At 57.3% G+C, this 20,156-nt stretch carries 22 protein-coding genes; 8 read left to right on the top strand and 14 right to left on the bottom strand.

Annotated elements, in window-relative coordinates:
• Positions 1–14: 14 nt before the first annotated feature.
• The 4 genes from pspD to pspA are packed head-to-tail and all read right to left on the bottom strand — an operon-like array spanning position 15 to position 1,587.
• Positions 15–257, bottom strand: coding sequence for a phage shock protein PspD (gene pspD / locus KW828_RS15515; protein WP_088218593.1), 243 nt, complete (start codon positions 255–257; stop codon positions 15–17).
• 27 nt (positions 258–284) lie between these two features.
• Positions 285–644, bottom strand: a complete 360-nt coding sequence (gene pspC, locus KW828_RS15510) for an envelope stress response membrane protein PspC (RefSeq protein ID WP_218337191.1) — start codon at positions 642–644, stop codon at positions 285–287.
• Positions 644–868: an envelope stress response membrane protein PspB gene (gene pspB / locus KW828_RS15505; protein ID WP_088218595.1), complete on the bottom strand. Its 225-nt coding sequence runs from the start codon at positions 866–868 to the stop codon at positions 644–646. Before pspB ends, pspC begins: the two co-directional genes overlap by 1 nt.
• Before the next feature lie 50 nt (positions 869–918).
• On the bottom strand, positions 919–1,587 hold the full coding sequence (gene pspA, locus KW828_RS15500) for a phage shock protein PspA (protein ID WP_088218596.1): 669 nt from the start codon (positions 1,585–1,587) through the stop codon (positions 919–921).
• A 152-nt stretch (positions 1,588–1,739) separates the two neighbouring features.
• On the opposite strand from pspA, the gene pspF reads away from it, so the two are divergent.
• Positions 1,740–2,729, top strand: coding sequence for a phage shock protein operon transcriptional activator (gene pspF / locus KW828_RS15495; RefSeq protein ID WP_218337190.1), 990 nt, complete (start codon positions 1,740–1,742; stop codon positions 2,727–2,729).
• Positions 2,730–2,731: 2 nt separating this feature from the next.
• Here pspF and yajD read toward each other — a convergent pair whose 3' ends face one another.
• From yajD to KW828_RS15475, 4 genes are all read right to left on the bottom strand, one after another.
• The gene (gene yajD, locus KW828_RS15490; protein ID WP_072568597.1) at positions 2,732–3,076 is read right to left on the bottom strand and encodes an HNH nuclease YajD; all 345 of its coding nucleotides are present in this window, start codon (positions 3,074–3,076) and stop codon (positions 2,732–2,734) included.
• A gap of 75 nt (positions 3,077–3,151) precedes the next feature.
• A complete protein-coding gene (locus KW828_RS15485; protein WP_218337189.1) occupies positions 3,152–4,060 on the bottom strand; it encodes a LysR family transcriptional regulator in 909 nt (302 codons plus the stop codon).
• Between the two features lie 62 nt (positions 4,061–4,122).
• Positions 4,123–4,431, bottom strand: a complete 309-nt coding sequence (locus tag KW828_RS15480; RefSeq protein ID WP_218337188.1) for a YciI family protein — start codon at positions 4,429–4,431, stop codon at positions 4,123–4,125.
• Positions 4,432–4,459: 28 nt separating this feature from the next.
• Positions 4,460–5,221, bottom strand: a complete 762-nt coding sequence (locus tag KW828_RS15475) for an alpha/beta hydrolase (RefSeq protein WP_371316131.1) — start codon at positions 5,219–5,221, stop codon at positions 4,460–4,462.
• A 120-nt stretch (positions 5,222–5,341) separates the two neighbouring features.
• Here KW828_RS15475 and KW828_RS15470 point away from each other — a divergent pair, with 120 nt between their 5' ends.
• From KW828_RS15470 to sapF, 7 genes are all read left to right on the top strand, one after another.
• Positions 5,342–6,361 (top strand): GlxA family transcriptional regulator, encoded by a 1,020-nt coding sequence (locus KW828_RS15470; RefSeq protein ID WP_218337186.1) that lies wholly within the window; start codon positions 5,342–5,344, stop codon positions 6,359–6,361.
• 105 nt (positions 6,362–6,466) lie between these two features.
• Positions 6,467–7,858 (top strand): MFS transporter, encoded by a 1,392-nt coding sequence (locus KW828_RS15465; protein WP_218337184.1) that lies wholly within the window; start codon positions 6,467–6,469, stop codon positions 7,856–7,858.
• A gap of 90 nt (positions 7,859–7,948) precedes the next feature.
• A complete protein-coding gene (sapA, locus tag KW828_RS15460; protein ID WP_218337183.1) occupies positions 7,949–9,595 on the top strand; it encodes an ABC transporter substrate-binding protein SapA in 1,647 nt (548 codons plus the stop codon).
• A complete protein-coding gene (gene sapB / locus KW828_RS15455; protein WP_218337181.1) occupies positions 9,592–10,557 on the top strand; it encodes a putrescine export ABC transporter permease SapB in 966 nt (321 codons plus the stop codon). The genes sapA and sapB overlap by 4 nt, the downstream gene beginning before the upstream one ends.
• On the top strand, positions 10,544–11,434 hold the full coding sequence (gene sapC, locus KW828_RS15450) for a putrescine export ABC transporter permease SapC (RefSeq protein WP_218337180.1): 891 nt from the start codon (positions 10,544–10,546) through the stop codon (positions 11,432–11,434). The genes sapB and sapC overlap by 14 nt, the downstream gene beginning before the upstream one ends.
• The gene (gene sapD / locus KW828_RS15445) at positions 11,434–12,426 is read left to right on the top strand and encodes a putrescine export ABC transporter ATP-binding protein SapD (protein ID WP_218337178.1); all 993 of its coding nucleotides are present in this window, start codon (positions 11,434–11,436) and stop codon (positions 12,424–12,426) included. Before sapC ends, sapD begins: the two co-directional genes overlap by 1 nt.
• Before the next feature lies 1 nt (position 12,427).
• On the top strand, positions 12,428–13,234 hold the full coding sequence (sapF, locus tag KW828_RS15440; protein WP_218337176.1) for a putrescine export ABC transporter ATP-binding protein SapF: 807 nt from the start codon (positions 12,428–12,430) through the stop codon (positions 13,232–13,234).
• A 5-nt stretch (positions 13,235–13,239) separates the two neighbouring features.
• Here sapF and KW828_RS15435 read toward each other — a convergent pair whose 3' ends face one another.
• The 6 genes from KW828_RS15435 to KW828_RS15410 all read right to left on the bottom strand — a co-directional run bounded on the left by KW828_RS15435 (position 13,240) and on the right by KW828_RS15410 (position 20,075).
• The gene (locus KW828_RS15435; RefSeq protein WP_218337174.1) at positions 13,240–13,773 is read right to left on the bottom strand and encodes a fimbrial protein; all 534 of its coding nucleotides are present in this window, start codon (positions 13,771–13,773) and stop codon (positions 13,240–13,242) included.
• Positions 13,770–14,801 (bottom strand): fimbrial protein, encoded by a 1,032-nt coding sequence (locus KW828_RS15430; protein WP_256350205.1) that lies wholly within the window; start codon positions 14,799–14,801, stop codon positions 13,770–13,772. The genes KW828_RS15435 and KW828_RS15430 overlap by 4 nt, the downstream gene beginning before the upstream one ends.
• A 20-nt stretch (positions 14,802–14,821) precedes the next feature.
• Entirely contained in the window at positions 14,822–15,859 is a 1,038-nt protein-coding gene (locus tag KW828_RS15425; protein WP_218337173.1) for a fimbrial protein, read from the bottom strand.
• Positions 15,860–15,879: 20 nt separating this feature from the next.
• A complete protein-coding gene (locus tag KW828_RS15420; RefSeq protein WP_218337171.1) occupies positions 15,880–16,479 on the bottom strand; it encodes a fimbrial protein in 600 nt (199 codons plus the stop codon).
• Between the two features lie 467 nt (positions 16,480–16,946).
• Entirely contained in the window at positions 16,947–19,379 is a 2,433-nt protein-coding gene (locus tag KW828_RS15415; RefSeq protein ID WP_256350204.1) for a fimbria/pilus outer membrane usher protein, read from the bottom strand.
• A 21-nt stretch (positions 19,380–19,400) separates the two neighbouring features.
• Positions 19,401–20,075, bottom strand: coding sequence for a molecular chaperone (locus KW828_RS15410; RefSeq protein WP_218337168.1), 675 nt, complete (start codon positions 20,073–20,075; stop codon positions 19,401–19,403).
• Positions 20,076–20,156 lie beyond the last annotated feature (81 nt).

The following is a 20,156-nucleotide window of genomic DNA, read 5'->3' as shown; positions in this document are numbered from 1 at the left end:
CCCGACAAAGTCGGTTAACGAACAGGTTTGACCGGTTTGTTGTCGTAGCGGGCGGAAACTTTACGCGCCATGCGTGACAGTAAAGGCTCCAGCACCAGCGCCAGCAACATTTTTGCCGGACGACGGGCAACGGATTTCACCGCCCACCCGGCGACTCCCGCCGGGCCGTAACGCAGCGCCGTCAACAGCACCAGTTTTCCGGCGATTTTCAGACCGGGTTTCATTTTTTGTCCTGCCTGTTGCCAGTTACGCGCCATCAGAAACCTCATTCGTTAAACAGTTAATTATAGCTGGCGAAAACGGCTGCGCAGGGAGAACGTGTCAGAGGTGACATAGCGTTCCATTTCGCGCAGGCGCTTCTCGCCCGCTGCCAGCTCGGCGTCTACCGCATCCAGCAATTCACCGCTGGTGGGGACCACCTCGCCGTCAGCCAGATTATCGGGCATCGGGTCAAGGACAAAGGTCATGATGATGTAGGCCACCACCACAAAGAAAAACAGACCGAAGAACATCGCCAGCACGGTGATCAGACGGACCAGTTTAACCGGCACGTCGAGGTAGTGGGCCACCCCGGCGCAGACCCCTTTCACCATGCCCTGCTGCGGCATACGCCAGAGCTTTTTATTCAGATCTAATCCAGCCATCAGCGATCCCTCCAGTTCGGATGTTCAGCATCCAGGATAGATTCCAGCGCCTGAATACGTTCACGCATACGTTGTGCGTCGGCGTTCAACTGCGCCAGACGTTGCTGTTCGCTTTGCGACAGCGTGTTGTTGGACGACCGGTTGTTGTAATGCAGCCACAGCCAGATGGGCAGCACGAACAAAATAAACAGCGTCAGGGGAATAGCCAGAAACAGCGCGCTCATGTGTACTCCTTACAGGTGAGGTTAAGGCGCGCTCAGGCGCCTTATTGTTATTATTGGAGATCCTGTTTCATTTTTGCTTTCAGCTGTTCCAGTTGCTCGCTGATGGCGTCGTCGGCTTTCAGTTCAGCAAACTCCTGATCCAGCGATTTCTGCTTACCGAAACCATGGCTTTCCGCCTCAGCTTCCATATGGTCGATACGGCGTTCGAAGGATTCAAAACGCGCCATCGCTTCATCAATTTTACCGCTGTCCAGCTGGCGGCGCACATCGCGGGATGAGCTGGCAGCCTGGTGGCGCAGCGTCAGTGCCTGCTGGCGGGCGCGGGTTTCATTGAGTTTGTTCTCAAGCTCGCCAATCTCTTTCTTCATGCGCACCAGCGTATCATCCACCAGCGTGACTTCATGCTCGAGGGTGGCGATCACGTCAGTTAATTTCTGTTTTTCGATCAGCGCCGCACGGGCCAGATCGTCTTTTTCTTTACGCAGCGCAAGTTCTGCTTTTTCCTGCCATTCCGCCTGCTGCGCGGTGGCTTGTTCAATACGGCGTGACAGCTGTTTCTTTTCAGCCAGCGCACGGGCTGAGGTGGAACGAACTTCAACCAGCGTGTCTTCCATTTCCTGAATCATCAGACGCACCAGTTTTTGCGGATCTTCAGCCTTCTCCAGAAGAGAGTTGATATTGGCGTTCACGATGTCGGCGAAACGAGAAAAAATACCCATAATTCAGTCCTCATATTTTCTGTTATCGGGCCAGGCCCTGCTGAATGGATAATACAATTCCCGTGCCAACTTTATATCTTATTGATAGATAAGAGGATGATTAATTTTACCGCAGCGGTGAAATACGTTAGAGTGGTGAAATACACCAACCAGTGGCGAATTTCATCATGGCGGAATACAAAGATAATCTTCTGGGTGAAGCAAACAGCTTTATCGATGTGCTGGAGCAGGTGTCGCGGCTGGCACCGCTGAACAAACCGGTGCTGATCATCGGCGAGCGTGGCACCGGTAAAGAACTGATTGCCAACCGCCTGCACTTTCTCTCTTCGCGTTGGGACGGGCCGTTTATTTCCCTCAACTGCGCCGCGCTGAATGAAAACCTGCTGGATACCGAGCTGTTCGGCCATGAAGCCGGTGCCTTTACCGGGGCGCAAAAACGCCATCCGGGACGCTTCGAACGCGCCGATGGCGGCACGCTGTTTCTGGATGAACTGGCAACCGCACCGATGCTGGTGCAGGAAAAACTGCTGCGCGTCATTGAGTACGGCGAGCTGGAGCGCGTCGGCGGCAGCCGTCCGTTGCAGGTTAACGTGCGGCTGGTGTGCGCCACGAACGCCGATTTACCGCAAATGGTGGAAAATGAAACCTTCCGCGCCGACCTGCTCGATCGACTGGCGTTTGACGTGGTGCAACTGCCGCCGCTGCGCGAACGACAAAGCGACATCATGCTGATGGCCGATCACTTTGCGATCCAGATGTGCCGCGAACTGGGCCTGCCGCTGTTTCCGGGTTTTACCGAACGGGCGCGCGATACGCTGCTGGCGTACCGCTGGCCGGGGAACATCCGTGAACTGAAAAACGTGGTGGAGCGTTCGGTGTACCGCCACGGCAACAGCGATACCCTGCTTGATGAAATTATTATCGATCCCTTTCACCGCGCCGCGCCGCCTGCGCCGTCAACGAAGGACGCCGGTGCGCTGCCCGCCCTGCCGCTGGATCTGCGCCAGTTTCAGCAATCGCAGGAAAAAGCGTTGCTGGAAAGCAGCCTGCAACAGGCGAAATTCAACCAGAAACGGGCGGCGGAACTGCTGGGACTCACCTACCATCAGCTGCGCGCGCTGCTGAAGAAGCACGCGCTGTAACGCTATTTTTTATTCATCATCGCTTTCAGATCGGCGAACGGATTATATTTCGCTTCGCCGACATCCTTCTGCGCATCTTCACCGGCAATGACCGTCGAGCCGTACTGATCGGCCTCGGTATATTTTGAGTGTTCATGATCGTGGCAGTAGAGGCACAACAGCTCCCAGTTGCTGCCGTCCGGCGGGTTATTGGTGTGATCGTGATCGATATGATGCACCGTTAATTCGCGCAGGTTTGAATAAACGAATTCACGCGAGCAGCGACCGCACACCCACGGGTAGATCTTTAACGCGCGTTCCCGGTAATCCACTTCCAGACGGGCGTAGTTCTTCGGAATAATAGCCATAGCGGCAATCCTTTTGGTGACTGAGGTAAACCACCATAGTAAGCGATTGCCGGGCGCGCACCAATCCCTGATGCATCACGCGGGGGCGTGTTTGCGGCAAATATCCCGCACAAATTCCCGCAGCCAGCGATGCCCGGCATCGGCTTCCATGCGCGGGTGCCACATCTGCGAAATGGTGATCGGGGGCGTGTCTACCGGCAGCGCAAAACGGTGCAGCGATGTCGCCTGCGGGTGGATCAGAAAAGAGGCGGGTACCAGCGCCACCAGATCAGACTCCTGGGCCACCGCCAGCGCTGCCGGAAAGCCCGCCACCACGGCGGCGATATGCCGCTCCAGACCGAGCGCCGCCAGTGCCTCATCCACCGGCCCGCGCGTTTTTCCGCCCCGGGACGCCACCACGTGACCCTGCGCAATATACGCCTCCACGGAAACGTCTGATGTTGCGGCCAGCGGATGTCCGGCCCGCACCACGCCGACAAAACGATCGCGGAACAGCGCCTGAATACGGATTTCCGGCCCCATGCCACCGAGCACGCCAATCTCCAGATCGACGTGGCCTTCCCGCAGGGGGATGGCGTTTTTTTCCAGTTTTGGCGCGAAACGCAGGCGCACCTGCGGCGCACATTTTGCGGCGGCGACGATCAATTTTGGTCCGAACGCCTCTACAAACCCGTCGTTGGCACGCAGGATAAAGGTGCGGCTGTAGGTGCTTAAATCGAGTGTTTCTGCCGGAGGTCGCAGAATGGAAAGAGCATCAAACAGGGTTTGCTGCGTGCGCTCGCGCACCGCCACGGCATAAGGCGTTAACACCATATGACGCCCGGCGCGCACCAGCAGCGGATCGCCGGTGACGACGCGCAGTCGGCTAAGCGTGCGGCTCATGGCGGATTCACTCAGCCCAAGCCGACGGGCAGCCCTCGCCACGCTGGCTTCAGCCAGCAGCGCATCCAGAGCAATCAGTAAGTTCAGATCCGGTTCGTTCATACCTCATCTTAACGGCGCATCCGCCAACAAAAAAGCCGCGCATGCGGCTTTGAGCGGATTATTCACACCACCCTGGCAGCACCTGCCCAGCGGGCGGGAAAATCCGCGGCGCGCAGAAGCGGATCGAGACTTACCTGTTCGCAGTCCACCAGCTTGTCGATGACGAACGGATCTCGCTGTAAAAACGCATTCACGTCCTCAGCGCTGTCGGCATGAAACAGAATGTAGCCGCCTTTGCCGTTGTTAAGTGGACCCGCAAACAGGATCAGGCCGCGAGTGAAGCCCTCCACCAGCCATTCTTTATGGGCATCAAGCTGTGCAGCCAGAGCTTGTGCCGGAGCGATATAGTTCAGGGTTACTGCGTGTAACATAGCGATCTCCACGTTGTTAAGGGACAGGTTACAGGCTGCGGCGCGCAGCGTTATCAATAAAGGTGGCTACCGCATCCGGGTGTGAAATCATCGACAGATGGCTGGCATTAAGACGCAGCACGCGCGCGCCGGTTTGTCGGGCAATCACGGCCTGCACGTCAGGTTTGAGGGCGCGATCGTTTTCGGTCAGCAGATACCAGGCGGGTTTGTCATGCCACGCGGCGTGCTGGACTTTTTCGCGAAAAGCGCTGGCGGCAATAGGTTGCTGGGCGGCAGCGAGTAACCGCGCCTGATACTGGCTGAGGTCATTAGCCATCAGCTGATGATAGGCATCGGCATTGTCCAGCCAGAGCAGCCCGTCGCGATCCGCCGCCATGCCCTCCATCGGAGCGTGCAGCCGTTCAAGCAGATCGACCACAGATTCACCGCTGTCAGGGACCAGCGCGGAAAGATAAACCAGTCCTTTAACGTTTGGCGCGTTCCCGGCCTGGCTTATCACCGCCCCAGCCCATGAGTGTCCCACCAACAGAACATCCCCCGAGTGCCGCGCAATGACACGTTCGGTTGCCGCCACATCATCGACCAGCGACGTCAGCGGATTTTGCACCGCCGTCACGTGGTAGCCCTTCGCCTGCAGGCGAGAGGTCACGGCCGCCCAGCTTGAGCCATCGGCAAACGCGCCATGTACTAATACGATATTTTTAATGTTCAGATCCCCCGCATGAAGCGTGAAAATGGCGCTGGACCACAGTCCGATAACCAGCGCCGTGCGGCGTAAAAAAGAGTGCATCATCTGTTCGCCCATCGTGTTGAAGGCAGTCAGTGTAGCGAACCTGGCATCACGGCTTGAAGTGTCTGAAATGACATGTATCATGCAAAATCAGACAAAATTACCGTTCGTGGAGTCGCTATGCGTATCGCCCTTCTCGCCCTGCCAGGCAGTATGAAATCTGCGCTGGCAGGCCTTTCTGATATGTTCTGGCTGGCAAACCAGGTTATCGCGCAAAACCCCGGCAAGGCCGGGACGTTATCCGTCACTGAAGAGGTGTTTGAGGTAAAAACCATCACTGCCGACGGTCTGCCGGTAAAAGATGCGCAGGGGCGAATGATTGAAAGCGACGGCGCGTTTGCTGATGCCGGGCAGTTTGATCTGGCGATCGCCAGCGGCATGCGGCTCGATGAAAACAAGCGCCCCGTCGCCCCGCAGGCGGTAGCGCAAGCGGCAGCCTGGCTGCAATCACAACATCAGGGCGGCAGCACCATTGCCGGTGCCTGTGCCGGGGGATTTGTGCTCGGCGAGGCGGGATTACTTAACGGCAGGATCTGCACGACCACCTGGTGGTTGTTCCCCACCTTTCGCGAACGTTACCCGCAGGCGCGCCCGGTGTGGGGCAAAGCGCTGGCGGAAGACGGTAAGATCATCACTACCGGCGGGCCGCTTTCCTGGGTCGATCTGGCGATCCATATTGTTAGCCAGCATGCCGGAAAAGCGATCGCCCGTCTGACTGCCGATATGGCGGTCGCCGACAGCCAGCCGCTGTCCCAGCATCTTTATGTGCCTGGCGGATTTCTTAACTCTGTGCATCCGCTGTTAATGCAGGCGGAACAGCTGGTGCGTTATGACAATCCGGCGATCACCGTTGAGCAACTGGCGGCGGCGCTGAATATGACCACCCGCACACTGCACCGCAAAATGGGTGAGCTGGCCAAAGAAAGCCCGAAAAACTTTATCACCCGCGTGCGTATGGAAACCGCCGCCGTGTTACTGGAAAATCCCGCAAAAACCCTGTCGCAGGTCGCCTGTGAATGTGGTTACAGCGATGAAACGGCCTTTCGTCGGGCGTTTATCTCGGTGACCGGCATGTCGCCCGGCCGCTTTCGCAAATGGTCGAAGAGCCGGAATGCGTTTCTGGAAGACGCTTCGCAATAACAGGCGTCCGGTGCAGGTTATCACTGCAACTGCTGCGTCTTCCGCCCGGTGTCATGCGCCAGTAGGCTAACGGCAGATGGCAACCTGACGAATAAGGTCGATACGATGGAACTCTTTTCTGATAAACCGGGCGACGAAGGCTTACCCGGACGGCGGCGTGCACTGGCGATGGCGGCGGTGATGACCTCCACCACCATGGCGGTATTTGACGGTTCAATGGTCAATATTGCCCTGCCGCAGATCGCCGCCGCGCTAAAGGTGTCGGCCCCGGCAGCGGTATGGGTGGCGAACGGTTATCTGTTATCGGCGGCCATGACGCTGGCGATTTTTGCCGCGCTGGCGAGCCGTTTCGGTTTCCGACTGCTGTTTGCCTGCGGGCTGTGCCTGTTTACGGCGGCCTCGCTGGGCTGCGCGCTGTCGTCCTCGCTCACGGCGTTGACCGGCTGGCGCATTGTGCAGGGTATTGGCGGCGCGGCAACCCTGAGCATTGCCCCGGCGATCCTGCGATCGGTCTTTCCCGATCGGCTGCTGGGCCGCATTCTTGGACTCAATGCGCTGCTGATCGCCGCCAGCACCGCGCTGGCCCCGCTGCTTGGCGGCACGCTGCTGGCGGCGCTTGACTGGCGCTGGCTGTTTGCGGTGAATCTGCCCTTCGGCGTGCTTGCCCTTGTGCTGACTCTGCGGGTGATCCCCGGTAAAAAAGCGCCGCAGCCAGAGCCGTTTGACGTCGCCGGTGCGTGGCTGTCGGCGATCATGCTCGGCGCGCTGATCATGACCGCCAGCACCTTTTCCCGCCCAGTGAAAGATGACGACATGCTGTTCACCGCGGTGGCGTATGGGGCGCTCGCCGTTATCGCAGGCGTGCTGTTCGTCAGGCGGCAGCAGCGTGCGCCGAAACCGCTGCTGCCGCTGACTCTGTTTTCATCAATGCGGTTTTCGCTGGCGGCGCTGACGTCGCTGGCCTCTTTTGTCAGTCAGGGCATGACCTTCGTCGCGCTGCCGTTTTTATTTCAGAGCGTCTACGGCTACAGCGCGTTTGAATCGGCGCTGCTGTTTACGCCCTGGCCGCTGGGCATCATTCTGGCGGCGCCTCATGCCGGACGCATGGCGGATCGCCATTCTCCTGCGCTTATCTCAACCCTTGGGCTGTGTGTGTTTGCCGTCGGACTGGCCCTGCTGGCGCTGTTGCCGGATCGGGCGTCAATGTGGGACATCGGTGTACGCAGTCTGGTCTGCGGCCTGGGATTTGGCTGCTTTCAGAGTCCGAACAACCGCGAAATGCTGTCGAACGTGTCGCGGGAAAACAGCGGCTATGCCTCCGGCGTACTGGCGATTATGCGTACCTTCGGCCAGTGCCTGGGCGCAGCGCTTGTCGGGGTGATCCTGTCGCTCTCAGGCGATGCGCTGGCGGTACATCTGAGTTTGTGGGTCGCGGTGCTGGCAACCGTGCTGGCACTGCTGTTCAGCATCAGTCGCCTGCGACAAAGGCGCGTTTGATGACTTTTCCGCCAGTTATCCGCAGACATTTTTACGCGGCAGCGTTAAGTGCGATACACTTTGCAGATCAGTCTTAAAACCAAAGAAATTATGCGCCTAATTTTATCGTCCCTGCTGCTGAGCGCCGGTCTGTTAAGTGGGCTGGCGCAGGCTGCGCCTGTGCCGCCTGCCGACCGCGATATTCGTGACAGCGGGTTTGTTTACTGCGTTAACGGCCAGGTCAATACCTTCAATCCGCAAAAAGCGAGCAGCGGCCTGATTGTCGATACCCTCGCCGCTCAGCTTTACGATCGCCTGCTGGATGTCGATCCTTATACTTACCGGCTGGTGCCGGAGCTGGCGGAAAGCTGGGAGGTGCTCGATAACGGCGCGACCTATCGTTTTCACCTGCGTAATGACGTGGCGTTTCAGACCACCGCGTGGTTTACCCCCACCCGTAAGCTCAATGCCGACGATGTGATCTTTACCTTCCAGCGTATCTTCGACCGCAAGCATCCGTGGCATAACATCAACGGCAGCAGCTTCCCCTATTTCGACAGCCTGCAATTTGCCGACAGCGTGCAAAGCGTGCGCAAAATCGATAACCGCACCGTGGAGTTTCGTCTGCGCCAGCCGGATGCGTCGTTTCTGTGGCATCTGGCCACCCATTACGCCTCGGTGATGTCGGCGGAGTACGCGGCAAATCTGGCGAAGAACGACCGCCAGGAACAGCTTGACCGCCAGCCGGTCGGAACCGGTCCGTTCCAGCTCAGCGATTACCGTTCCGGGCAGTATATTCGGTTACAACGTCACGAAAAATTCTGGCGCGGTACGCCGCTGATGCCGCAGGTGGTGGTCGATCTGGGTTCCGGCGGCACCGGGCGTTTATCGAAACTGCTTACCGGCGAGTGCGATGTGCTGGCCTGGCCCGCGGCCAGTCAGCTTACCAGTCTGCGTGACGATCCGCGCCTGCGCCTGACGCTGCGCCCCGGCATGAACATCGCTTATCTGGCGTTTAATACCGATAAGCCGCCGCTGAATAATCCGCAAGTGCGTCATGCGCTGGCGCTGGCGATTAATAACCAGCGCCTGATGCAGTCGATTTATTATGGCACTGCCGAAACCGCCGCGTCGATATTGCCGCGCGCCTCCTGGGCCTATGATAACGACGCGAAAATCACCGAATACAACCCGGACAAAGCGCGCGCGCAGTTAAAAGCGCTGGGTCATGAAAATCTCAGTCTGCAACTGTGGGTGCCGACAAGCTCCCAGGCGTGGAACCCCAGCCCGCTGAAAACCGCTGAACTTCTGCAGGCGGATATGGCGCAGATCGGCGTAACCGTGAAGATCGTTCCGGTGGAGGGCCGTTTCCAGGAAGCGCGCCTGATGGACATGAATCACGATCTCACCCTCTCCGGCTGGTCAACGGACAGTAACGACCCGGACAGCTTCTTCCGTCCACTGTTAAGCTGCGCGGCCATTGAATCGCAGACCAATTTCGCTCACTGGTGTAACCGTGAATTCGACAGCGTGCTGCAAAAAGCCCTGCTCTCGCAGCAACTGGCGTCGCGCATTGATGCCTATGATGAAGCGCAAACTATTCTCGCCCGCGAGCTGCCGGTGTTGCCGCTGGCGTCGTCGCTGCGCTTGCAGGCGTATCGCTACGATATGAAAGGCCTGGTGTTGAGTCCGTTTGGTAACGCCTCTTTTGCAGGCGTGTCGCGTGAAAAAGAGCATTCTGAGGATAAACAGCCATGATCATCTTTACGCTGCGGCGCATTCTTTTGCTGATGGTCACGCTCTTTATGCTGACCTTTGTCGCCTTCAGCCTGAGCTATTTCACGCCCCATGCGCCGCTGTCCGGTGCCTCGCTGTGGAACGCCTGGACGTTCTGGTTTACCGGCGTGCTGCACTGGGACTTCGGTGTTTCCAGCATTAACGGCCAGCTAATTTCCGAGCAGTTAAAAGAGGTGTTCCCGGCCACCATGGAGCTGTGCATTCTGGCCTTTACCTTTGCGCTGGTGCTCGGCATTCCTGTCGGTATGCTGGCGGGGATTTCCCGCAATAAATGGCAGGACAAGTTTATCAGCGCGCTGGCGCTGCTCGGCTTTTCTATTCCGGTGTTCTGGCTGGCGCTGCTGCTGACGCTGTTTTTCTCCCTCACGCTGGGCTGGCTGCCGGTTTCCGGGCGCTTCGATCTCTTGTACGAGGTGAAAACGGTGACCGGGTTTGCGATTATTGACGCCTGGCTGTCGGATTCGCCGTGGCGCGATGAGATGATCATGAGCGCCCTGCGTCATATGGTGCTGCCGGTGCTGACGCTGGCCGTGGCCCCGACCACCGAGGTGATCCGCCTGATGCGCCTGAGCACCATCGACGTGTTCGAGCAGAATTATATTAAAGCCGCCGCTACGCGTGGCGTATCGCGCTTTACCATCCTGCGCCGCCACGTGCTGCATAACGCCCTGCCGCCGGTGATCCCGCGCCTTGGTTTGCAGTTCTCCACCATGCTGACGCTGGCGATGATCACCGAAATGGTGTTCAGCTGGCCGGGTCTGGGACGCTGGATGATCAACGCCATTCGCCAGCAGGATTACGCGGCGATTTCCGCCGGCGTGATGGTGATTGGCGCGCTGGTGATCACCGTGAACGTGATTTCTGACATTGTGGGCGCGCTGGCGAACCCTTTGAAACATAAGGAATGGTATGCCCTCCGATAACGTCTACAGCGAAAAGCGCGCGCCGGGTGCGCTGCGCACCGTCTGGCGCAAATTTTACGCTGACACGACCGCGATGATCGGCCTGTACGGCTGCGCGGGGCTGGCGCTGCTGTGTCTGTTTGGCGCATGGTTCGCGCCTTATGGTATCGATCAGCAGTTCCTTGGCTATCAGTTGCTGCCGCCGTCATGGTCGCGCTATGGCGAAGTCTCCTTTTTCCTCGGCACGGACGATCTGGGTCGCGATGTGCTAAGTCGCTTGCTGAGCGGCGCGGCGCCAACGGTGGGCGGCGCGTTTCTGGTGACGCTGGCGGCGACGCTGTGCGGGCTGGTGCTCGGCGTCATTGCCGGGGCGACGCACGGCCTGCGCTCGGCCGTGCTCAATCATATTCTGGATACGCTGCTGTCGATCCCGTCGTTACTGCTGGCGATTATCGTGGTGGCGTTTTCCGGGCCTCATCTCAGCCATGCGATGTTTGCCGTCTGGCTGGCGCTGTTGCCGCGCATGGTGCGTTCGGTCTACAGCCTGGTGCATGATGAGCTGGAAAAAGAGTATGTGGTTGCCGCCCGTCTGGATGGCGCGACGACCATGAATATTTTGTGGTTCGCCGTGCTGCCGAATATGACCTCCGGGCTGGTGACGGAAATCACCCGCGCGCTGTCGATGGCGATCCTGGATATTGCCGCGCTGGGCTTTCTGGATTTGGGGGCGCAACTGCCCTCCCCGGAATGGGGCGCGATGCTCGGCGATGCGCTGGAGCTGATCTACGTTGCGCCATGGACAGTAATGCTGCCGGGGGTGGCGATCATGCTGAGCGTGCTGCTGGTTAACCTGCTGGGCGACGGCATCCGTCGTGCGGTCAATGCGGGGGTGGAATAATGCCGTTACTCGATATTCGTAACCTGACCATCGAGGTCAAAATTGGCGAGCAGTGGGTGCGCGCCGTTGACCGGGTGAGCATGACGCTGGCCGAAGGGGAAATCCGTGGGCTGGTGGGGGAATCCGGCTCCGGTAAGAGCCTCATCGCCAAAGCGATTTGTGGCGTGACAAAAGACAACTGGCGCGTCACCGCCGACCGTATGCGCTTTGACGACATCGATTTGATGCGCCTGTCTGCCCGCGAGCGGCGCAAACTGCTCGGTCATAACGTGTCGATGATTTTCCAGGAGCCGCAGTCCTGTCTCGATCCCTCCGAGCGCGTTGGCAAGCAGTTGATGCAAAATATCTCGGGCTGGACCTACAAGGGCCGCTGGTGGCAGCGCGTTGGCTGGCGTAAACGCCGCGCCATCGAGCTGCTGCACCGGGTGGGGATTAAAGATCATAAAGATGCGATGCGCAGCTTCCCGTACGAGCTGACCGAGGGCGAGTGCCAGAAGGTGATGATCGCTATTGCGCTGGCGAATCAGCCGCGTCTGCTGATTGCCGATGAGCCGACCAACGCCATGGAGCCGACTACCCAGGCGCAGATTTTCCGCCTGCTGACCCGGCTTAACCAGAACAACAACACCACCATTTTGCTGATCAGCCACGATTTACAAATGCTGAGCCAGTGGGCTGACCGCATCAACGTGATGTATTGCGGGCAGACGGTGGAAACTGCACCGAGCGAGGATTTGATCGGCACGCCGCATCATCCTTATACCCAGGCGCTGATCCGCGCGATCCCGGATTTTGGTAGCCCGATGCCGCACAAAAGCCGCCTGAACACCCTGCCGGGCGCGATCCCGTTGCTGGAACAGCTACCGATAGGCTGCCGTCTTGGGCCGCGCTGCCCTTATGCGCAGCGTAAATGTATCGACACGCCGCGCCTGGCCGGGCCGAAAAATCATCTTTTCGCCTGCCATTTCCCCCTCAACATGGAGCGTGAATAAGATGGCCGAAACCCTGCTTGAAGTGCACAACCTGAGCAAAACCTTCCGCTACCGCACCGGCTGGTTCCGCCGTCAGACGCTGGAGGCGGTAAAACCGCTGAGCTTTACGCTGCGTGAGAAACAGACGCTGGCGATCATCGGTGAGAACGGCTCCGGTAAGTCAACGCTGGCCAAAATACTGGCGGGCATGACCGAACCGACCACCGGTGAACTGCGTATTAACGATCATCCCCTGCACTATGGCGATTACTCGTTCCGCAGCCAGCGCATCCGCATGATTTTCCAGGATCCGTCGACGTCGCTGAATCCACGGTCGCGCATTTCGCAGATTCTGGATTTCCCGCTGCGACTGAACACCGATCTCACCCCGGAAGCACGCCGTAAGCGTATCGGCGAAACGCTGCGCATGGTGGGACTGCTGCCGGATCACGTCAGCTACTATCCGCATATGCTGGCCCCCGGTCAGAAACAGCGTCTGGGGCTGGCGCGGGCGTTGATCCTGCGCCCACAGGTGATCATTGCCGATGAAGCGCTGGCCTCGCTGGACATGTCGATGCGCTCGCAGCTGATCAACCTGATGCTGGAGCTACAGGAAAAACAGGGGATTTCATACATTTATGTAACCCAGCATATTGGCATGATGAAGCACATCAGCGACCAGGTGCTGGTGATGCATCAGGGCGAAGTGGTCGAGCGCGGCAGCACCGCCGACGTGCTGGCCTCGCCACTGCACGATCTGACCAAACGGTTGATTGCCGGGCATTTTGGCGAAGCCTTAACCGCCGACGCCTGGCGCAAAGATCGTTAAGCGGTTTACTGGTAAATGAAGGTGACGGTAACCAGGGTATTCACGCTCCCCACGCCAACGTTGCCCTGTTTGCTGAAAAGCCTGGCCCGCAAGTTATAGCGGATAGCATTGTTGCTGATAAGCCCCGTGTAAGAACGTCCGTCGCCAAACGGATGTCCACCGCTTCCCTGAAGCTGCACGGCGACGTTTTTAGCCGTGCCGCCATTTCGATACAAATCGCCGACCCCGGCGGGATCCGCAGGTCCGTTAAAGGTAATTTTTGCGGTGCGGGTGTTCGGCGGGCATTTCGTCAGATTGACGGAGAAATAGATCCACGGCGTTGCCGCGCCGGGTTCGCGTAAATTGTAACTGTTGATTGGCTTGCCCTTACCGAGATCCACGGTCTGCGCGAGGCTGTCGGCAGCCACCTCGCAGGGCGCGGCCTGAACATTGCCATTAATCGTGAGTATTGCCGAGTCACTCGCCCAGCCTGGCGCGGAAGTAAAGATCACCATGCTCAGCAGCATCATGCGTTTGCGAAATACCCTGCTTATCTTCATTGATATATCAACTCCAGTGTTGCCGTGGCATTCGCCGAACCCGGCGTCACGATGTTTTTGGTCTGGTAATACCGGGCAGTGATCGGAAGACTTTCCAGCCCGCCGACAGAACGTTTGAGATGCAGCGTTTGATCGATTTGCAGCGGCGCGTCGTTATACAGCAACTGGATCCCCATCCCATCGGCAACGCCTGCGCTGCCCTGTCCGTTTAAGGCCAGCACGCTGTTATCGCTGCTGTCGGGGTTTTGCGTTGCGGATAAACGCACATTGATACTGGTGTCGGGGGAACAGTTCAGACCGAGGTTTTGCGTATTTTGCCCACTTGTGAGGATCGGCCCAGGTGCATTATTTAGTTGCGTAGTAATAATATCGCCGAGCCGAAAAGTGATGGCGGAGGTCATCAGGGTACAAGCCAGGGTGGTGACGCCAAGCGATGAAACGAAATTAATATCGCCTTCTGGATTGTCCCATTGCAGGTCCGTTCCAGTCGATGCCCGGCCAATATTCATTCCGTTAACGCGCCCCCAGCCCGTTGGGGCGTATTTAACGAAGCGGATGGCGGCAGACAGCCCGACGTCATAATATATATCCGTTATACTCCAGGAGGCGTTGGTCCATTTTATTTTATAACCGGTCATCGCCCGTAAATCTTTCCATCCGGAGTCCCAACCGCCACTGTTATAGCTCAGACGCTGCATTGTCAGTAAGATATAGCCCACCCCTGAAACATTCGTGGGATAAACCGAGTAAACCTTTCCCCCTTCGGTAATTTGCAACGGCGTATTCATCACCGTCGACATTGCGCCAACACTGAGCCAGTATGCCCTGGCCCCCTTGCAGACGGACCACGGCCATACGCTTGCGTAAAACCAGGGAGAAATAAATGTGCCGACCGGTGCATCGCGCTGCAGGGTATAATTTCCACTGACGTTAATCGTCGCCGGTCCGTACGGTACGTTGCAAGTTATAGCATCAGCAAACGCCTGTGGGCTGAACAGGAGTAATAGCCAGACTCGCGTCATTTTCATGATCTGCTTCCTTATTTGTCTCATTGATAGATGAGTTCCAGTGTTGCCGTGGCATTCGCCGAACCTGGCGTCACGCTGTTTTTGGTCTGGTAATACCGGGCGGTGATCGGAAGACTTTCCAGCCCGCCGGCAGAATGTTTGAGATGCAGCGTTTGATCGATTTGCAGCGGCGCGTCGTTATACAGCAACTGGATCCCCATACCATCGGCAACGCCCGCGCTGCCCTGCCCGTTTAAGGCCAGCACGCTGGTATCGCTGCTGTCGGGGTTTTGCGTCGCGGATAAACGCACGCTGATACTGGCGTCCGGCGCACAATTTAAGCCGAGGTTTTGCGTACTTTGCCCAATATTCAAAATCGGGCCGGGGGCGCTATTTAACTGCGTGGTGATAACATCGCCCAGACGAAAAGTGATGGCCGATGTCATTAATGTACAGGCCAGGGTGGTGACGCCCAGCGAGGAGACAAAATTAATATCGCCCTCTGGATTGCTCCAGTCATAAAAGGTTCCGGGCGATGCGCGGCCAATATTCTTACCCTCAACAGTTCCCGCTCCGGTCGGGGCATATTTGACAAAGCGAATCGCAGAATATTGCCCCGCATCGTATTGTGTGTAGTCCAGCACCCACATAAAGGCGGCGGTTTTTATGTTCACGCCCTTAATGCCAGTGCCAGTGGTTGTTCTCCATCCTGAGTCCCCGCCCCCTCTGGTAAAGGCAAAACGTTGTTTGACCATAAAGATATACCCCACGCCCGCCAGGTTAGTGGGATAAACAGAATAAACGTTACCTTCATCAGTCACTTGTAACGCGGTATTCGCCACTGTTGACATCACGCCGACACTTAGCGAGGCCCCCTTGTGTCCCTCGCAGGCAGACCACGGCCAGACGCTGCCCTCAAACCAGGGTGAAATAAAGGTACCGACCGGTGCATCACGCTGGATCGTATAATTTCCGCTGACGTTTATCGTCACCGGTGCGGTCGGTGCAGAACACGGTATAGCATCAGCAAGCGCCTGCGTGCTGAACAGGAGTAAGACGCAGACTCGTGCCATATTCATGATCCGCTTCCTCACTTGCTTCATTGATAAATAAGCTCCAGGGTGGCCGTGGCATTCGCCGAACCTGGCGTCACGCTGTTTTTGGTCTGGTAATACCGGGCGGTGATCGGAAAAGTTTCCAGCCCGCCGGCAGAATGTTTGAGATGCAGCGTTTGATCGATTTGCAGCGGCGCGTCGTTATACAACAGCTGGATCCCCATGCCGTCGGCCACCCCCGCGCTGCCCTGTCCGTTAAGGGCCAGCACGCTGGTATCGCTGCTGTCGGGGTTTTGCGTCGCGGATAAACGCACATTGATACTGGCGTCCGGCGTACAATTTAAGCCGAGGTTCTGCGTACTTTGCCCGATATTCAAAATCGGGCCAGGGGCGCTATTTAACTGCGTGGTGATAACATCGCCCAGACGAAAAGTGATGGCCGATGTCATTAATGTACAGGCCAGGGTGGTGACGCCAAGCGAAGAGACAACATTAATATCCCCCTCGGGGTTGCTCCACTCGTTGTCCGTTCCGGCCGATGCACGACCGATATTGATCCCTTCAACGGCACCTGATCCGGTAGGTGCATATTTAATAAAGCGGATGGAGGCGTACAGCCCGATATCGAATTTTGTGTTATTCATACTCCAGGAGGCTCCAGTCCCTTTTATTTTATAATCGATAACTGAGCTTAGATATTTCCATCCGGAATCCCACCCCCCACCGGTATAGCGAAGCCGATGCATCGCCGCAAAGATATAACCTATCCCTGACACATTAGTGGGATACACAGAATAACCGAGTCCCCCTTCGGATACTTTCATCGGGGTATTCATGACCGTCGACATAACGCCGACACTTAGCCTATATCTATTGTTCCCTTCACAGACTGACCACGGCCATATACTGGAGTCAAACTAGGGTGAAAGAAATGTACCGACAGGCGCATCACGCTGAATCGTATAATTTCCACTGACGTTAATCGTCACCGGCCCGGCCGGTACGCTGCAAGGAATCGCATCGGCAAGTGCATAGTCAGCCAGTACGCTGAGGAATAGTAAGACGCAAACTCTTGTCATATTTATGATCAGTTCTCAGAAAGTGAATGGTATTACTGGCAAACAGCGGAGGTAATGATCACGCCGCCAGGTTGATCTTCAGGAATACGGTAGCGCGCCTGACAGCGCTGCTCTGCATTGCCCCAGTTAACCGACAAAACGCCGCTGTTTTTTAATCCGGTCAGATACACTTCGCCCTCTTCACCGACGATAAACATCTTCTGCGGGGTATCAGCGAGTGTGACGGTTGCGCCAAAGGGGATCGGTTGACCATTCTGGCGATGCAGGGCCATCAGTACCCGCAGCCCGATGTTAGTCATATATTCCGCCCGCACCACCGCGCCGCGCGTCGGAATAACGCTGGCGCTGGTCAGTTCAATATCTACATCCTCTGCCAGCGACTGTGTATCCAGCACCACATCGTTGCTTCGGTAGGGCGAAAGATTGCCGATCACGGTGTATCCCCGGCGATCCGTTCTGGCACCGGACTGGTTCTGGATCCCCACCCCTTTCGCGCCGGGCGCTTTCACCAGCACGTTGGTTTCCCCCAGCGCTTGTGAAAAGGTGATGCCATCGGCATGAGCCAACACGCCACCCTGCAGCGCATAGTTAAAGGTCTGATTGTTGCTGTCGCGGTTGTAACCGAGCTGCATTTCCGACCACTGGCTGCGATAGGTCGTGTTCAGACTGGAGGCTTCATCGGTCTGTTGCACGCTCCAGGTCAGGGCATTGTCAGACAAGGCCACGCCGCTCAATCCGAGGGTTTGCGCGCTTCCCCGCTGCTGACTGCGGTTCAGGCCATAGTTGGCCCAGCTATTGGGCAGAAATTTTGCCAGCGGCACGCTGATGTTCAGCGCCAGTTGTTTGTCACTGTCAGAGGACAGACGGTCGGATGAACTGACGTTACGGTTGTAACTCCAGGTCAGTGAATAACTCACGCCCTGCCAGCTGTTGTTATAGCTAACGCTGAACGAGGTCATCGCCGCGCCGCCGTCCCAGTAGTTTTCACGCAGCGCGCTGCCGCTGATGGCGCCGAACGCCCCGCCCAGATTCTGGCTTACGGTCAGCTCTGCCCGATTGCGAAAACGCACGGGCCGGGTGTCGTCCAGTAATTCCTGCATGCTGTAGTAACCCGCCGTTGAATAACGATACCCAGCCAGCGCGAAATGGGTTCCGGTTTCGGCAATGTTCTTGCTGTAACGCAGGCGCAGCGATTGCCCTTGCTGTCGGCCCTGCCCGTCAGGTTGTGACCACGCCTGAATAATGTCGGCGGATAACGCCCCCAGCCGGCCCATATTTTTCCCCAGGCCAAGCGCCTGCGCGCTGTAGTTTTCCGACTGCTGAACACCGCCATACACCGTCAGCCCCCAGGGTAAACCGTAAATCGCGGTCAACTGGGCGAACGGCGTGTTCGGCACATCAGGATCCGGTGAGCGATACTGTCCGGCGGTGACGGCATATTTCAGCCGCCCTTCCCGCTGCAACAGCGGCAATGAAGCATAAGGCACGACAAATTGCCGCTCGCTGCCATCGCTTTCGGTGACGGTGACGTTTAAATCCCCGGCCCCGCCCGTCGGGTACATGTCGGTGATTTCAAACGCGCCAGGGGCGACATAATTCTGATAAATAACGTAACCGTTTTGCCGGATCGTCACCCGCGCGCTGGAATGGGCCACGCCGCGCACCACTGGCGCATAGCCTTTATGAGAATCCGGCAACATGTCGTCATCCGAGGCGAGTTCCCCGCCGGTATAGGCCACGCTGTCAAAAATATCGGCCGACGAGTTGCTCTCGCCGAGCGTCAGTTGTCCCTGCACGCTGTTGACCGGCCGGCGGGCATAGTTATAGATCGACCGCCAGGTCTGGCTGCCCTCGCTGCTGCGACTCCAGGTACTGTAATTCCGCAGCCGCCAGGGACCAATATTGATGCCGGGTTGCAGGCTGGCGTAGTGGCTGTCATCGTTCGCCGATGCCGAGCGCGCGCCGCTCAGGCTGTAGTTCATCAGCAGTGCGCTGATACCGTCATCCCAGCGCGCCGGATCGACGTAGCCCCGCGCTGTGGCGTTCAGCGCCGCCTGCGGAATGCTCAGCGCCAGCGTCTGGGTGGTGAAATTAAAATCGGCACGGGCTTGCGGGATCGCCTCTATGAATGCGCACTCCCCGGCAGCGGCAAGGCCTGGGTAAGCGTCCGTTTTAATGCCGAAGCCTTTTAGCAACGCCACGCTCAGGCAGGCGGTGAGGGTGTCATCCCGTCGGGTAAACGCGATGTCACGGGTTTCCATTAACTGACCATTAAGCGTAATGTCGACCCGATAGTTGCCGGATGCCTGTGCGCCCGACTCAAACGCCGAAAGATCGACCGTGCGGGATTGCCCGTCAACGGTTTCCAGAAACTCCGGGTTAAAGTAATCCCGCGCAAGGGCACAACCGGGATACGCCACGGCCATGCTCAGTGAGACATGCGAACATAATAAAAAGCGGCGCATTTTACTGACACTCCGGCGCATTTACAGCGATGCGTGGTGAGCGCTGCCAACGCCACCGTAATCATTAATCACTTTGAAGGTCAGCGCGCGACCCGTGGCATCAGGCGGCAGGGTGAATTTTTCGCTGCCGCCGGGCGCGACGAAGCCCGCTTCACCGACGGTTTTCCCGTTAAGGCTGATTTCATTGAAATGCATGTAATAGGCGGTGGGATTAATCACCTGCAGCGTATTTCCCGTGCGCGACCACTGTAGTTTTTCAACCTGATCTTCAGGCATGTTACCCACCAGCGAATCGGGACGATAAATTAACTTCATCCGCGTTTTGACGGCAATTTGCAGCGTATTTTCTTTCGGTGCTGCCGAAGGAATGGTTTTGATATTCAACCAGAACAGGCTCTCTTTATCCTGCGGTAGTGCGGCAATGCTGACTATTCTCATGACATTCTGTTGTCCGGCATCCAGCCGAAAAAGGGGCGGAGTAATGATAAATTTTGCTTTAGTATCAGCGTTGTCACGATCGACCCATGACTGGATCAAATAGGTAATATTGTCAGGATTTCTGACGCTCAAGGATGCCTCTTTTTTATTACCCTGATAAAGCACACGCGTGCCGCCAATAATAATACCCGCAGAGGCAAAATGCGCCGCAGATAATAGCAATGAAGCGGCCAGCATCAGCCAAATAAATTTTCGCATAAGTACATTACCTGAACGGGCTTTTTCCACTCCCGTATTTCTGAATAGTAAATCGTGTTCCGCGCGGCACGTGGATTATTC

Origin of the sequence: Enterobacter sp. ENT03 (assembly GCF_019218745.1) — a bacterium.
Lineage (GTDB): Bacteria > Pseudomonadota > Gammaproteobacteria > Enterobacterales > Enterobacteriaceae > Enterobacter_D.
The sequence above is the reverse complement of the archived record's forward strand: the minus strand, read 5'-3'. Positions and strand labels throughout refer to the sequence as shown.

Excerpts from the sequence above, each read along its gene's own strand:
- pspD (WP_088218593.1), bottom strand. The coding sequence starts at position 257 with ATGGCGCGTAACTGGCAACAGGCAGGACAAAAAATGAAACCCGGTCTG.
- pspC (WP_218337191.1), bottom strand. The coding sequence starts at position 644 with ATGGCTGGATTAGATCTGAATAAAAAGCTCTGGCGTATGCCGCAGCAG.
- pspB (WP_088218595.1), bottom strand. The coding sequence starts at position 868 with ATGAGCGCGCTGTTTCTGGCTATTCCCCTGACGCTGTTTATTTTGTTC.
- pspA (WP_088218596.1), bottom strand. The coding sequence starts at position 1,587 with ATGGGTATTTTTTCTCGTTTCGCCGACATCGTGAACGCCAATATCAAC.
- yajD (WP_072568597.1), bottom strand. The coding sequence starts at position 3,076 with ATGGCTATTATTCCGAAGAACTACGCCCGTCTGGAAGTGGATTACCGG.
- KW828_RS15485 (WP_218337189.1), bottom strand. The coding sequence starts at position 4,060 with ATGAACGAACCGGATCTGAACTTACTGATTGCTCTGGATGCGCTGCTG.
- KW828_RS15480 (WP_218337188.1), bottom strand. The coding sequence starts at position 4,431 with ATGTTACACGCAGTAACCCTGAACTATATCGCTCCGGCACAAGCTCTG.
- KW828_RS15475 (WP_371316131.1), bottom strand. The coding sequence starts at position 5,221 with ATGCACTCTTTTTTACGCCGCACGGCGCTGGTTATCGGACTGTGGTCC.
- KW828_RS15470 (WP_218337186.1), top strand. The coding sequence starts at position 5,342 with ATGCGTATCGCCCTTCTCGCCCTGCCAGGCAGTATGAAATCTGCGCTG.
- KW828_RS15465 (WP_218337184.1), top strand. The coding sequence starts at position 6,467 with ATGGAACTCTTTTCTGATAAACCGGGCGACGAAGGCTTACCCGGACGG.
- sapA (WP_218337183.1), top strand. The coding sequence starts at position 7,949 with ATGCGCCTAATTTTATCGTCCCTGCTGCTGAGCGCCGGTCTGTTAAGT.
- sapB (WP_218337181.1), top strand. The coding sequence starts at position 9,592 with ATGATCATCTTTACGCTGCGGCGCATTCTTTTGCTGATGGTCACGCTC.
- sapC (WP_218337180.1), top strand. The coding sequence starts at position 10,544 with ATGCCCTCCGATAACGTCTACAGCGAAAAGCGCGCGCCGGGTGCGCTG.
- sapD (WP_218337178.1), top strand. The coding sequence starts at position 11,434 with ATGCCGTTACTCGATATTCGTAACCTGACCATCGAGGTCAAAATTGGC.
- sapF (WP_218337176.1), top strand. The coding sequence starts at position 12,428 with ATGGCCGAAACCCTGCTTGAAGTGCACAACCTGAGCAAAACCTTCCGC.
- KW828_RS15435 (WP_218337174.1), bottom strand. The coding sequence starts at position 13,773 with ATGAAGATAAGCAGGGTATTTCGCAAACGCATGATGCTGCTGAGCATG.
- KW828_RS15430 (WP_256350205.1), bottom strand. The coding sequence starts at position 14,801 with ATGAAAATGACGCGAGTCTGGCTATTACTCCTGTTCAGCCCACAGGCG.
- KW828_RS15425 (WP_218337173.1), bottom strand. The coding sequence starts at position 15,859 with ATGAATATGGCACGAGTCTGCGTCTTACTCCTGTTCAGCACGCAGGCG.
- KW828_RS15420 (WP_218337171.1), bottom strand. The coding sequence starts at position 16,479 with ATGAATAACACAAAATTCGATATCGGGCTGTACGCCTCCATCCGCTTT.
- KW828_RS15415 (WP_256350204.1), bottom strand. The coding sequence starts at position 19,379 with ATGCGCCGCTTTTTATTATGTTCGCATGTCTCACTGAGCATGGCCGTG.
- KW828_RS15410 (WP_218337168.1), bottom strand. The coding sequence starts at position 20,075 with ATGCGAAAATTTATTTGGCTGATGCTGGCCGCTTCATTGCTATTATCT.